Annotated in this window: 13 protein-coding genes; 1 reads left to right on the top strand and 12 read right to left on the bottom strand. The window is 37.8% G+C overall.

Annotation, left to right across the window (positions count from 1 at the left end; translation table 11 throughout):
• Positions 1–70 precede the first annotated feature (70 nt).
• From BLV53_RS07800 to BLV53_RS07780, 5 genes are all read right to left on the bottom strand, one after another.
• On the bottom strand, positions 71–1,006 hold the full coding sequence (locus BLV53_RS07800) for an AraC family transcriptional regulator (RefSeq protein WP_090299534.1): 936 nt from the start codon (positions 1,004–1,006) through the stop codon (positions 71–73).
• Between the two features lie 24 nt (positions 1,007–1,030).
• Complete coding sequence (locus BLV53_RS07795; RefSeq protein ID WP_090299531.1) at positions 1,031–2,221, bottom strand: pyridoxal phosphate-dependent aminotransferase; 1,191 nt, start codon at positions 2,219–2,221, stop codon at positions 1,031–1,033.
• A 1-nt stretch (position 2,222) separates the two neighbouring features.
• On the bottom strand, positions 2,223–3,599 hold the full coding sequence (locus BLV53_RS07790; protein WP_090299528.1) for a sensor domain-containing diguanylate cyclase: 1,377 nt from the start codon (positions 3,597–3,599) through the stop codon (positions 2,223–2,225).
• A 75-nt stretch (positions 3,600–3,674) separates the two neighbouring features.
• Positions 3,675–5,366, bottom strand: a complete 1,692-nt coding sequence (locus BLV53_RS07785; RefSeq protein WP_090299525.1) for a methyl-accepting chemotaxis protein — start codon at positions 5,364–5,366, stop codon at positions 3,675–3,677.
• A gap of 187 nt (positions 5,367–5,553) precedes the next feature.
• Entirely contained in the window at positions 5,554–6,486 is a 933-nt protein-coding gene (locus tag BLV53_RS07780; protein ID WP_170830792.1) for a D-2-hydroxyacid dehydrogenase, read from the bottom strand.
• Positions 6,487–6,664: 178 nt separating this feature from the next.
• Here BLV53_RS07780 and BLV53_RS07775 point away from each other — a divergent pair, with 178 nt between their 5' ends.
• A complete protein-coding gene (locus tag BLV53_RS07775) occupies positions 6,665–7,225 on the top strand; it encodes an ECF transporter S component (RefSeq protein ID WP_242879054.1) in 561 nt (186 codons plus the stop codon).
• A gap of 29 nt (positions 7,226–7,254) precedes the next feature.
• Here the strand turns inward: BLV53_RS07775 and BLV53_RS07770 are convergent, their stop codons facing one another.
• From BLV53_RS07770 to BLV53_RS07740, 7 genes are all read right to left on the bottom strand, one after another.
• On the bottom strand, positions 7,255–7,845 hold the full coding sequence (locus tag BLV53_RS07770) for an NUDIX hydrolase (protein ID WP_090299520.1): 591 nt from the start codon (positions 7,843–7,845) through the stop codon (positions 7,255–7,257).
• A gap of 12 nt (positions 7,846–7,857) precedes the next feature.
• A complete protein-coding gene (gene sfsA, locus BLV53_RS07765) occupies positions 7,858–8,508 on the bottom strand; it encodes a DNA/RNA nuclease SfsA (protein WP_090299924.1) in 651 nt (216 codons plus the stop codon).
• Positions 8,509–8,582: 74 nt separating this feature from the next.
• Positions 8,583–8,861 carry a hypothetical protein gene (locus BLV53_RS07760; RefSeq protein ID WP_090299518.1) on the bottom strand — a complete coding sequence of 93 codons (279 nt, stop codon included), beginning with the start codon at positions 8,859–8,861 and terminating at the stop codon, positions 8,583–8,585.
• 16 nt (positions 8,862–8,877) lie between these two features.
• The gene (locus tag BLV53_RS07755) at positions 8,878–10,404 is read right to left on the bottom strand and encodes a GGDEF domain-containing protein (RefSeq protein WP_090299515.1); all 1,527 of its coding nucleotides are present in this window, start codon (positions 10,402–10,404) and stop codon (positions 8,878–8,880) included.
• A gap of 115 nt (positions 10,405–10,519) precedes the next feature.
• Positions 10,520–11,359 (bottom strand): endo alpha-1,4 polygalactosaminidase, encoded by an 840-nt coding sequence (locus tag BLV53_RS07750; RefSeq protein WP_090299512.1) that lies wholly within the window; start codon positions 11,357–11,359, stop codon positions 10,520–10,522.
• Between the two features lie 500 nt (positions 11,360–11,859).
• A complete protein-coding gene (locus BLV53_RS07745; protein ID WP_090299510.1) occupies positions 11,860–12,897 on the bottom strand; it encodes a PDDEXK nuclease domain-containing protein in 1,038 nt (345 codons plus the stop codon).
• A gap of 72 nt (positions 12,898–12,969) precedes the next feature.
• The gene (locus BLV53_RS07740) at positions 12,970–13,803 is read right to left on the bottom strand and encodes an endo alpha-1,4 polygalactosaminidase (RefSeq protein WP_090299507.1); all 834 of its coding nucleotides are present in this window, start codon (positions 13,801–13,803) and stop codon (positions 12,970–12,972) included.
• Between the last annotated feature and the right edge of the window lie 505 nt (positions 13,804–14,308).

The following is a 14,308-nucleotide window of genomic DNA, read 5'->3' as shown; positions in this document are numbered from 1 at the left end:
ATCAGTCAGCAAGCTGACAGCTTCCCCCCAGGGGGAAGCCTTTAAAAAAAGATGGTAAAGCTTAAATGCTTTACCACCCTTTTTTGGCGCTTATTTTATAATTCTTTTTTGTGATTCCTGCAGTGTTTTCTTCCTTTTTCCACTGGTATGGAGTTTTGCCTGTGAGCTTTTTAAAGTTTCTGTTGAAGGTGGATGGAGTCTGATATCCTACTCTAAAGCCCACCTCTTCCATGGCATAGTCTTTGTTTTGTATGATTTCACAGGCCTTGTCTATGCGGACCATATTCAGGTAATCTAGAGGCTTCATGTTCATGCTTTCCTCAAATATTCTCCTGAAATGGCTCTCTGAAAGTCCACATTCTGCTGCAACATCCGACATTTTCAAATCATCAGCGAAATGCTCCGAGATATAATTTACACTTTTTTCAATGTAACTGTTCAGGCGCTTCTGCTCTATAGTCAGGCTTGAGCTCATATCCTCATTTATTCGCAAAAGCTCCGCCACAAAAGCCCTTAAATAACCCCGCACTGCCTCCTTGTAATAAGGCTTTTTCTCACGATATTCTTCGATGATATTTCGGATTATATTTGTCATGGCCTTATTCTGGTTCCATTGAATTATATAACCCTGTTTATTAATTCGCTTGATTACCTCCTCAGGCAACATTCGCTTAATTTGAATCTCATTACGAATAAAATTATCGATATCTATGTAAAGATATTCCCATTTACACACTCCCTGATTAAAGCTTTTAGTCTCATGTGGTATGTTTTCTGGGATGATAGTAATGATTCCACCTTTATAAGCCACGTTGGAATCTTCTATTGTGAGCATTCCATTTCCCCAATAACAATAGCCAATTTCCATGTAATTGTGGAAGTGTAATAGATTTTCTATCTCAGCACCATAGCTTCTTACCCAGCTGTCGCCTAAAAGTGCCATAACATAGTGGCCATCAGGAATCTCGTAATATCTGTATTCTATCTGTTTTTTCTGCTTAGCCATTTAAATAAAACCTGTTCTATAAAATTATTTGTGATATTCCTCACTGACGAATCGCTTAAATGCAGCTATTGAACGTCTAACCTTTTCAGTATCTATGCAATAAGCCATTCTAAAATAACCCGGGCATCCAAAATTGTCCGCAGGAACCAATATCAAATCGTATTTTTTTGCCTTTGAACAAAATGCATTTGCATCCTCCTCAAGAGCCTTTGGGAAAATGTAGAAAGTTCCACCCGGACGCACCACCTCAAAGCCCATCTCTGTAAGGGCATCGTAAAGGATGTTCATGTTAGTCTCGTACACACTTAAATCGCTGGTTTCACCAAGCACCTGTGCCACTGCCAGCTGTGAGGTTGATGATGGACAATTGTGGCCTATGCCTCTACTAATTTGACCCATGATTACTGCCAGTATATCACTATCTGTCGCCTTTGGATTTACTGCTACATAGCCGATTCTCTCTCCAGGAAGTGATAGACTCTTTGAAAAAGAATAGCAGGTCAATGTATTATCATAATATTTTGCTGGATATGGGCACACCTTGCCATCAAATACAATCTCTCTGTATGGCTCATCACTTATCAAAAAGATGTCGTGTCCGTATTCTTCCTGCTTAGCGTAAAGTATCTCTGCCAGACGCTTGATAGTTTCCTCGCTATATACAATGCCTGTTGGGTTATTTGGTGTATTTATCAACACCGCCATGGTCTTTTCATTGATGATATCCACAAAAGCATCAAAATTAATCTGGAAATCTTTTGTGCTTGGTGGAACAACCTTCATAACAGCCCCTGTTCGGCCTATGTATTCTGTGTACTCAGGGAAAAATGGTGCAAATACAATTATTTCATCACCTGGCTCTGTAACCAATCTAAAGGCATGAGCCAAAGCGCCTGCTGCACCGATTGCCATAAAAATATGCTTTGCCTCGTAAGGCACATCAAATCGCGACTTTAAGGAATCTGCCACAGCCTCCCTTACATCTTCTATTCCAAGGGATGGACTATAGCCATGTATAGACATAGGGTCATTATTCTGATACATGTTAATCACAGTATCTGTATACCCTTTTGGACAAGGCACGCTGGGATTTCCCAGACTGTAATCAAAAACATTTTCGTATCCAATCTCTTTTCCACGGGCTGTGGCGTACTCGCTGAGCTCGCGGATAATAGACTTGCCTTCCAGCATCTTCTTGTAGGTCGCGTTAATCATCTCATTTTCTCCTGTTTGCCGTGCTGTAGAAGTTAGACTTATCCGAAGACATCAGTTTGTCTGCCTGATTGATAAGATTGTTGATATCTTTGCTTTCCTCAGACCAGACAGCACCTATGGCAAATGTTGTCTTCTTTCTTTTCTTCTTCAGCTTTTCCAATAGTTCGTCAAAGTGTTCTTTAGAAACCTGAGGGACAATAACCACAAACTGATCCCCACCTATTCTGTAGCAGAACTTTTTCTTGAAAACAGAGGCAATCAATTCAGCAGTTTCCTTTATAACATCGTCTCCCGCATCATGACCGCGTTCGTCGTTAATTGCCTTGATTCCATTTATATCAATAAAGCATACACCAACTGTCACTTCAAGTCCATCAAGCATATTTTTTGTTGTGTAATATGCGTAACGATTTCCTAAATCGGTTAAATCATCGTGAGTGTTCATGTAGCTCACTTCTGTAGTTAGTTTATAGTTCTTCAATTCTTCCGAAATGAATATAGATACAGATTGCACCACTGTCCTCTCATCTATGTCAAGTTCCATAGAATAATTATCCACCAAAAGATATCCTATAGTTTCTGCTTTATCCTTAAGACTGGCAACTATATAACGGGAAATATTTCCTGCCAATACATCATCGTAGATTTGTGAATTTTTATCGCTTAATACACTGGTATCATCGATGACGGCTACTCCATCTTCCTTTATCTGACTTTCCCACATGGTGAAAAAATCGTATTCATCCAAAACTTTTTTTGAAGGCAGACCTGTACCATTTATTCGCTCGCTCCATTGATATACATCACCGACTTCACCCTGTTTCACATCTATAACACTGACTCTGTCAGCCTTTAATACACCACCAAGCTCCTTAAGTGTGTATTTTATTCCCTTGCGAAACTCACTTGTAGATAAAACCTTGGCGCAATTTAACACAAAGTTTGTAGAATTATAGTCTATAGTTCTATTTTCTTCCTTGCGCTTTTCAGCAGTAACATCATGAATAATAAAAGCGCAGAAGCCCTTTTTATAGACAGGTACTGCCCAGAATTCAAACCATCTATTGTATTGTGTATTAAAAGTGTGATTCATCACCGATTGGCGCATAAAAGCAGCCTGATAGCTAAGCTTCATCCAATCTTCGTCCCTATTGCTCACGGTATTAAAAAACGTAGAGCCTAAAAGCTCGCTGGATTGCTTACCTACCAGGCTGGCATATTTTTCATTCACGAAGAGGAATCGCATATCCTGAACTGTTCCAAAAGGATCTGTAATTACCTCAAAGATGCAACAGGCATCTGGTAAATCCCGAAGCATATACAAAATGTCTGTTGCAGAATAGTCAATATTATTGATTTTTTCTTTACCTTTTTCCATACTAAAACCCCCGTTTTTCGACACAAACCCCATATTTATAATATATTACTCACTGTGTCGAAAAACAACCGGTTTTTACTGGAAAAAGGCCATTTCTTTGTCTAAAACCTTTGCAATATCGTTAAGACCTGTTGCCTTCTCTGAAAGGATTTCCATAGTATCTGTCAAATCCTGCATTGAGGCTCTTGTCTCTTCTGAGCTTGCTGCATTTTGCTGTGAAATAGAAGAAAGATTTGTGATTGTGTCTGAAATTGCATCGCTTGCCGCCTCAGTTTTCTCCACGTTTTCAACTATTTCCCTTGTAAGTGCAACTGACTTGTTGATATCCTCTATCAAGAGGTCAACCTGCTCAATAGTTCTGTGAATAGTACTTCTTTGTTTTGTGATAGTCTCCTGTACACTGCCTGCTTCCGCCATTGTTTTGTTTGAATCAGAAGCAAGACCTTTCATAGCCTCCTGGATATTCTGCGCAGCTGCTGCAGACTGGTCTGCAAGCTGTCTAATCTCATCTGCAACTACTGCGAAGCCCTTTCCAGCCTCGCCTGCTCTTGCCGCTTCAATACTTGCATTCAGCGAAAGAAGATTTGTCTGTGCTGCAATTGCATCAATAATCTGAACTGCCTCACTAATAGTGGTAACTGCAGTATTTGTATTTCCAATCAAATCAACAATTCCATCTATAGCAGCTATACTTGCTCTGGTAGACATTCTGAGCTCTGTCAGTTTTTCCTGGCTCGCTCTTGAATTTTCCTGCATTGAATCTGCAATTCCTTGCATCTTCTCAGTGTTTTCTGTAATTAGCTGAACTGCATCGTTAATATCATTTACATTTATTACAGCTTCCTGCAATGATTCTGCCTGGCTTGAAGCTCCAGTTGCTACCTGAGAAACCGCTATAGTTACATTGTCAGCTGTTTCAGCAATTGTTTTTACTGTTTCATTAAGATAACCTGCTGAATCATCCACCTCGTTTGATGATACTCTGGCACTGCCGATTACATCACGTATTTTTGCCGCCATGTCATATAGGGCATTGGACATTTCGCCTAGCTCATCAGGTCTATTTTTAACTTTGTCAGAGAGCTTAATTTCCAAATCACCTGTCGCCATCTGACGAACTGCTCTGACATTTTCTTCAATAGCTTTTATTATCTGAACGGTATAGAAAATAGCAAGTAATGTAAAAATAACTATAATTCCAAATGAAAGAGTTACAGTCCATGCAACTCGCTTACTGATATATGCTGTTACAGCAATTTTCTTTAAACCTACAAAAGCCATACCATATACACTACCGTCATCATTTAAAAGTGGAATGTATGCAACATAATATGGCTCGCCGTTTATCATAACGTTTGATGCGGAATATCTGTTTTTATTATTGATAACTTCAGCTATTACAGCATCCCCGGCTTTTGTTCCTACAACTCCGGCAATACTAGAGCGCTCACGGGTATCACCTCTAAAGAAAGTATAATCATATCCTGTTTCAGCATTCATCTCCTGCTCCAAAGTAATAGATGCCGATTCTTCAGGTGTTAAATCTTTTGTTGTATAATCCAGCACCTGGGCATATGAAGCACAAGTCGCCATAACGCCTGTCTCTATTTCATATTCCATACCTCGACGCAGGTTGGCTGTTCCTACAATTGCTGCGGCTACGCCTACACATACAAGTGAAACCACCACAAGTCCTATCAAAGCTGTCCTTAGTGATGCAAACCTTGTTAATTTTCCCAGTTTGTCCTCATTTGCTCTTCCTTCCATACCCACCTCCGAAAAGTCAAGTAATTATTCCCCTTTGATAATTGATCGTACTGTATTACTCAACTTCGCTAGCGAGACCAACTAATTGGATTATAGCTTATAAATGAGGTTTTACTGTGAATAATATGTTAAAAATGGCAACTGCTACCTTTTTTGTAACAATTGCCACTGGATAATTTTTATTAAATTATTTTAACCACTCTTCTATTTGGCCTTCGATGATTTTCATAAGTCGCTGTCTGGCTTCTACTGCTGCCCATGCTATGTGTGGTGTAATGATAAGCTTGTTGCTATCTTTAACCCTAACTAATGGATTTTCTGGTGACATAGGCTCGATATCAAGTACATCAAGTCCAGCACCTGCAATTTGTCCACATTCAAGGGCATCTGCCAGATCCTTTTCCACAATAATTGGTCCTCTACCAACATTTATAAGGATAGCTGAGCTCTTCATTTTCTGCAGAGCTTCAGCATTTATCAAATGCATAGTGTTTTCATCAAGTGGTGCATGGATCGAAATGATATCCGATTCCTTGAGTAAGGTATCAAAATCAACCTCTGTATAGTCCTCACAATGATTGCGACCACTGGTTGAATAATAAGACACATTGGCACCAAAACATTTAGCAATCTGAGCCACACGCTTGCCGATAGCACCAAGTCCGATGATACCCCAGTTTTTGCCGCTTAACTCGTTGAAATGCATTTCAAAATGTGTAAACATTCTATCATTTACATATTTTTCATCCTTAACGTATCTATCATAGTAGTTAAGATGCTCGAAAAGATAAAATAACAATGCGAATGTATGCTGCGCCACTGCCTCTGTTGAATAACCGGCTACATTTCTCCACTGAATTCCTCTTGCATCAAGGAATTCCTTGTCCAAATTGTTTGTGCCTGTTGCTGTGACACACACCAGCTTAAGCTGTTTTGCATTTCCTACTGTAGCTTCATTTACAGGCACCTTATTAAGAACGATAACATCGGCATCCTCCACTCTTGCAGGCACCTCATCTGGAGCAGAGTAATCGTAAATTACAACCTCACCAAATCTATCAAATCCTGACAAATCAATATCTTCTCCAATTGTTTTGCGATCCAAAAATACAATCTTCATGATATACCTCTTTTCTATATTATTGATTATTATCTACTGATTTTTTACCTATAAAAATCTCTTATACCCAATTATCAAGGATTTCTATATTGCATTATTGTAATTTGGTGGTATTATAAACGCAATAAAAATATAGACTTTTTGCTATTAAATTTTACACTTTGAATTGGAGGCACAAATGAAGGCAACTGCATATACCACACAAAATATGGACCGGACTAAGAAAATTATTTTTACAGCACTTTTTGCTGCTCTAACCTGCGTAGGTACAATGATTATTAAAATCCCTACACCTACAAATGGATACATTCATCCAGGAGATGGATTTGTTTTATTATCAGGCTTGATACTTGGCCCAATTTGGGGCGCCTTTGCTGCAGGACTTGGCTCAGCACTTTCTGATTTCATCGGAGGATACTTCATCTATGTACCTGCCACTTTCATAATAAAAGCCCTTACAGCATTCGTTGGATATCACATTTTCAAACTGCTTCAAAAGGTTTTTTCATCTGGTAACGTAGTTCCTCAGCTTGCCATCGGTGGTGTTATTGGTGAAGCCGTCATGGTATTGGGATATTTCTTATTTGAAATATTTACTCTTTCAGTATTGAATGATTCATCTGTAGCCGCTGCTACAGTAGCTGCTGCAGCAAGTATCATTCCAAATATTGTTCAAGGCGTATTTGGCGTCATTATAGCCACAATTTTATATCCTATCTTAAACAAGAAGCTGCCTTAAAAGGGCAGCTTTTTGAATGTTTTTTGAGTTTATTCAGCTTTGTCAGCCAGCAATAATGATAAAATATGTGTTGCCTGTGGAAACTCTCCAGACTCAATCATTTTATCTATTTCATTTCTATCATACAGATGAACATTTAAAAACTCTGTATCATCCAGATTTTGACCACTTACCTTACGGCAATTTTTTGCAACGAAAATATTGGCATAATTATCAGCCATGGTAGCATTAGAAGGCACTGACAGCAGAAACTTCCACTCATCACTTTCGTATCCTGTTTCTTCCATGAGTTCCCTTTTTGCTGCTTCTAAAGCATCCTCTGCTTTTGAAGCATCCATACAATTTCCGTATTCTTTTTCATCTGACCTTTCTATCCCTCCTGCACAAAACTCTGTTGTAACACGCTTGATTCCCTGGCGATACTGTCTTACACAGATATATTTTCCATCCTCATCAGTGGCTACAATCACCACATAATCCTTGCGGCTATAGCTATAGTATGGCTCGAACTCACTGCCGTCTGGAAATCTATATTTGCTCTTTCTAAAATCAATCCACTCGTCATTTATGATATGCTCGCAGGAAACCTCTTCCCACTCTAGATTTTCATTTTCAGTCATAACTATCTCCTATCAATCTATTATTTCTAAGCTGTCACTTTCTACTTTACATTTTAAATATAAAATCTCAACACCTGCATCAGTAGCTTCATTCAGCGCCACACCAAACTCCGGATGAGTTTCCACATTTGGGCGCACCTCAGAAACTCCTTCAACCTGAATGACAAATGCTATTTTTGCCTTATAGCCATCCTTCGTAGCTTTCGCCAGTTCCCTGAGATGCTTTACCCCTCTTTCCGTTGGGGCATCTGGAAAATAGCCTACGCCATCCTTTATAAGAGTGCACCCTTTCACCTCTAAAAGATATTCATCTTTTCCTTTTTTCATGTAAAAATCGATTCTTGAATCTCCAAATTTATGCTCCGGGTCAATATAGTCATAATCCTGTCTTTCTAACCATTCCTTTACAACAGCATTTGGCGCCTGAGAATCAATGTTTACTATCCCAATCGGTGTCTCGACTGCAACTAAATCATACGGGGTTTTTCTCTCTGGATTTTTTGCTTTTTCCAAATACACAATTCTATCTGGAAGCAACAGCTCCTTACAGCGGCCGGTATTTTTCACATGCACAGATATAGCTTGTCCGTCTAATTCCACCTGCGCTATAAATCTGTTAGGCCTTGCTACAAATTTTGCAGGAACTATATTTTCATATTTCATGAATGTACACCTTTCAAATAATAATAAAAATGCATAATAAAACATCCTTCCCCAAAAGAAGGATGTCTCACTATTTACAAGCATTGCTGAGCTTTTTTTGCCAACTCCATTTCACATTTTATACGCCTGTTAAGTATTTCTTTTTGCTGTAAATCAAGCTTTATCACAGCATCCTCTGTCTGAGCCATGGATTTCATAGTTTCCACAGTATCATACATATTTTCATACTGTGACACCTTATTATTGTATTCGTTCATCAGCATTGAGGGTATTTTCGCAGTTTTGAATAATACATCTACCTTCTCATGAACCTGTGTCATTTTCTTATACAATTCTTTTGTTTCGCTATCCATTTTTTCATTTCCCCTTTTATCTTGCCTGATATTTATTGTACAAGGCATTTCTGTCTATTCCGTTTTGCTTATAATATTCAGCTTTGTTTTGGTACATAATATCATCGGCTATTTTTTCCAATTCTTCATATGTCACATAAGGATATTCTACCACTGAAGCCATGCCAATTGAAATGGCAAGCTTATTGTTATATATTCCGCGCCACTGGTTCGCATAATTTAATATCGCCTCACCAATTTCCTTATAATCTGTGGTAAATATAATTGCCACAAATTCGTCCCCGCCTGTTCTATACAGCTTTCCATTCCTTTTCATGCCCTTTAAAATACAGTCTACGGCGCCGTTAATCAACTCATCTCCAGCCATGTGTCCTAAAGTGTCATTTACTATCTTGAGTCCATTAACATCTACGGAAATAATGCAGAGATTTTCAGGTGGTGCCACCATCTTCCATTCGGCAACATCTCTGTCATAGCATCTACGATTGCTCAATTTAGTGAGCTCATCTGTCAATGCCATCTCTAATAGGAATTTTTCCTTACGTTTTTCCTCATCAATATTTAATGTGGTAAATATTACCTTTGTAGGATAGCCATTTTCATCTGATGCTACCACAATATACTGCAATCTGTACCAGTTTTTATTATTCTTCTTAAAGTCCTCTGAAATGATTTTCTGCTTTGATAGGCGGCTTTGAATAGTTTTTAAATCTGTAAATCTAAGGAATCTATCATGATCCTCTTTAGGAACCTCATCAATCATACCATTTACCATATGGGAATGATTATTATTTTCAAGGTCAAGCTTATATTCAATCTTCTGTCCACACTGAAGGGACTGCTCTATCATAGATTCAAAATCAATATAATTTACTCTATCATATAGCTCTGACATGGATTCAAGCAATACAATCTGCTTTTCCATCATCCTTTCGGCCACAGAAACGGTATGTTTTTCCTCAATTAATGACTTGTAATAGAAGGATATCAATCTGCCGATTTCATATCCAACTACAGCCATAATGAATGATTCTATACTACGTGCAATAGCTTCATTTAAAAAATACTGCCTAGGGGTAACATCGTTTGTAATAGAACTCATAAATGGTGCTGAAAGCCAAATCGATAAAATAACCATTAGGTAATTAAATAAGCATGATGATACATATATCTTTATGTCTAATAAAAGCATACTAAGCAACGGCATAAGAAACCATGTGACACGCACATTTATCTTCTCATATGACATGTAGACAAGCATAATGTTCATTACGCAGATAGCTATATAAGCACTATATCTGGAATAAGGACTTATCTTATATAGGTACCAACATAACAAATACAGCATAAGCATCACAAAAGAAATAATGAAGCATGCATAATAATTGGTATGATTAAATACGCCAAAATAAATCCCTAGTGCAATGGCCGGCCCCGTAAAAATACAAGTAAAAATCACATATAGGAAAGAACCGTTTATATATTTTCTATTCTGAAGCAAAAATTCATCATAACTGCCCGGCATCTGATTTAGGCTGGTCATAAATATCTCCTTACGAATAATTGTGTATACAGAGACATTGTTATTGTATCATGGGCTTATATTCAAACTGTGAACGGGATATGATTAACTTTTATTTATTTTGCTATGATGTCATTTAATCTAGCTCTATGGATTTAGAAACATACACTGTATATCCATGCTCTTTAGCAAATGCCTTAGAGGCTTTGATAATTTCAGGGTCTGTAGCGTAGTCAAGAGCATAAGCATCTTTGCCGTCTGCTTTGACTCGCTGAAGATATTCAAGAAAATATTCACGCTCGTTTTCTGCATTTACCGTGAAAGAATCACTGTCCCAATCGATGGTTGTGTACACATTTTCCTGATTTACACCATCCAGGACGTCACTGAGTGAACCATAGCGATTCAGATACTCTGTTACATAGGCATCCCCTCCGTTGATGAAGATGTAGGTGTCTTTATTCTGCAAATTTTTTAAAATTCCGCTAACGCTTTCAAAAACTTCATCTGTTGCATAATGATAATACACATCAGTGTTATCTATAAAAAATCCATCCACGCCTTTATCTATCAGCTCATCTGCCTTGTCAGATAAAAATTGCTGCCAGGCAATATCTGTGACATCTACCCACTTTTCATCCTCCCAGTTCTCGTATGTGCCTAATGTGAGAGATTTATAATCATCGTAATAGTCTCTAAAGCTTTCGATAGAGCCAAGATTAAGATATGTATAAACTATATGTCCTTCCTTCTTTAAATCGGAAATCTCCTCATTACTGTAATACTGGGCATCGATGACAATTGTTTTAGCCAAATCTTTGTCCTTTAAATCTTCGTGATTCGCTCCAATATACACACCATATGGTTCTTCCTTTGGCTGAATATTTTGTCCCACCATGATAAATCCTGAAATTATAAGCAGGATTATGACAATACGTTTGATGATTTTGTCGTTTAAAACATCAGCACTTTTCATACCAAGAAACAGACCTCCATAATCTTGTTATCACTATTCCTCCTTAGAATCTTAATGTCTCGGTCAAACCGGTTTGTCCTCTTGACTACTTCATAATACGTTGTAATACCCTATGGTTCGATGTATAAACCGACAACAAAAAGTTGTCGCCATGACAACCTTACATAAAAAAAGAGTGCTATAGATTTCTCTATAACACTCACTAAATTTTCCAGACACCTATTATCATATTATGATAGAAAGCCTAATTTTATAGGGTTTCTTCATTCAATTTTCCAAACACTCGCCCTCAGTCCCCTCATCAATAATATTGTCTACAAGCTTTTTTAATTCTTTCTTATCTGGTAAGTATAATTCATATTTTGACACAAACAGGTTATTATCCATTCCATATGTAGCATATTTAACCAATTGTTCTCAATTTGTTACATAGAAAAAGGAGCAGCAATTATGCTACTCCTATCTGTCTAATTGGTCAGACACTGTCTGACCAATTCAAATCATTCTTTATTTGATTCAGAGTCTTCCATAAATCTCCTAAACTCTGCTTCCAACTGTTCTCTTTCAGGCAAATACAACTGATATCTGCTAACAAATACCTGATTGCTTATACCTTGAAGGGCATATTGAACAACCAATTTATCCTGATATGCGCCTAGTACTATTCCTATAGGATCCGAATCTCCATCTGTATTCATCTCTTCTTTATAGTAATTCAGATAGAAATTCATCTGTCCAATGTCTTCATGCTGCACCTCTCCACGTTTAAGATCAATGAGCACAAAGCATTTCAGGATTCTATGGTAGAATACCAAGTCAACCTTATATGTCCTTCCTGAAATAACCATCTTCTGCTGTCTTCCAACATATGTGAATCCTTTACCCAGTTCAAGAAAAAACTGACTCAAATTGTTAGTGAGTGCATCTTCCAGGTCCCCTTCTTTATAAACAGGTAATTCCGGTAATCCTGTAAACTCAAATACATAAGGCTCCTTTATTATATCCTCGGCACTCTCAATTATTTGCCCCTCCTGAGCCAATCTCATCACCTCATTCTTATCAGAACTAAGTGCTATCCTATGGAAAAGCATACTCTTCATCTGCCTCTTGAGTTCTCTTACACCCCAGCCTTCTGAAGCACACTCTTTTTCGTAAAATGATCTTTCCATTGGATCTTCAATTTTTAAAAGTTCCACATAATGGCTAAAACTCAATTGGTCAGACAGTGTCTGTCTATTTGGATATACATTATAAAGCTTACGCATGTATACCACATTGCTCCTACTAAAGCCTTTTCCGTAACGATTGGTCAAGTCCTGAGAAAGCCTGCTAAGCACCTCAGAACCATACTCTGCTTTCTCATGACCATCCTGCTCATATTCAACTATATCTCTGCCTATTTCCCAATATGTATCAACCATAATGGTCTTTATTGCAGCTGCCACCCTACTCCTGCCTTTTTCCAAGGTCGTTCCTACCTTTAACAAGAGTTCCTCATACTCCTTGTTAGTATCTATAATTTCATGACTTTGTTCCATCCATTAATCCTCCGATTCAATCTCTTTCATTGTGAAATTTAATATGTTTCAAGGTTATGATTAGTTTTTTGTTTATTCCAACTCTAAAGATTTAGAAACATACACTGTATATCCATGCTCTTGAGCAAATGCCTTAGATGATTTGATGATATCAGGGTCTGTGGCATAGTCTAGTGCATAAGCATCTTTGCAGTCTGCTTTGACTCGCTGAAGATATTCAAGAAAATATTCACGCTCGTCTTCTGCATTTACCGTGAAAGTATCACTATCCCAATCGATAGCTGTGTACACATTTTCCTGGTTCACTCCGTCCAGGATATCACTGAGTGAACCATAGCGATTCAGATACTCTGTTACATAGGCATCTCCTCCGTTAATGAGGATGTAGGTGTCTTTATTCTGCAAATTTTTTAAAATTTCGCTAACACTTTCAAAAACTTCATCTGTTGTATAATGATAATATACATCCGTGTTGTCTATAAAAAATCCATCAACGCCTTTATCTATCAGCTCATCTGCCTTATCAGATAAAAATTGCTGCCATGAATCATCTGTGACATCTACCCATTTTTCATCCTCCCAGTTCTCATATGTGTCTAATGTGAGAGATTTATAATCATCGTAATAGTCTCTAAAGCTTTCGATAGAGCCAAGATTAAGATATGTATAGACTATATGTCCTTCCTTCTTTAAATCAGAAATCTCCTCATTGCTGTAATACTGGGCGTCGATGACAATTGTTTTTGCCAAATCTTTGTCCTTTAAATCTTCGGGATCCGCTCCAATATACACACCATATGACTCTTCTTGTGGTTTAATATTCTGTCCCACCATTATAAATCCTGAAATTATAAGCAGGATTATCACTATACGCTTTATGTGATTAAAAGTCTTATACTCTTTCATATTTTCTCCAAAAAAAATGGTCAGGGCGTCGTACGCTTCCTGACCTAGTCTTATGTTTATATTATCTATAGATTGCCTTTATCTGTCAAGCCATAATCATGGCAGCGTAAATTTGTACTCGGAAATCATAGAAAAGACTATCCCTATGTATTTGTGATAAGAATTAGATTTGTGACTATCTTACTCTTTTTATCTTTTAAAAGGAAGCCCTGCTACGCAGGCCTTTGATTAATGTTTAATGCCGTACTTTTTTGTACGACAAATAATCCTTCTTTTGCTTGTTGATATTTTATCTGCCTTGAAATGGGTGTCAAGGACAACGCCTTCGGTGCGAAGCATCCTTGACTCCCATTTCTGGGCAGATACACTGTAATCAAGCAAATGAAAGATTAGGTCTGTGCATAGCACTTTTAATCAAGTCAACACCGGTAGGTGTTGTTTCCTTTTAGATTTTTCCATTTAGATAAAACATAAGCTGTTTTGAATTTTGCAGTGTCAACGTTGA

Source organism: Pseudobutyrivibrio sp. ACV-2 (assembly GCF_900107545.1).
Classification (GTDB): Bacteria; Bacillota; Clostridia; order Lachnospirales; family Lachnospiraceae; genus Pseudobutyrivibrio.
This window is presented reverse-complemented; position numbering and strand designations above follow the sequence as displayed.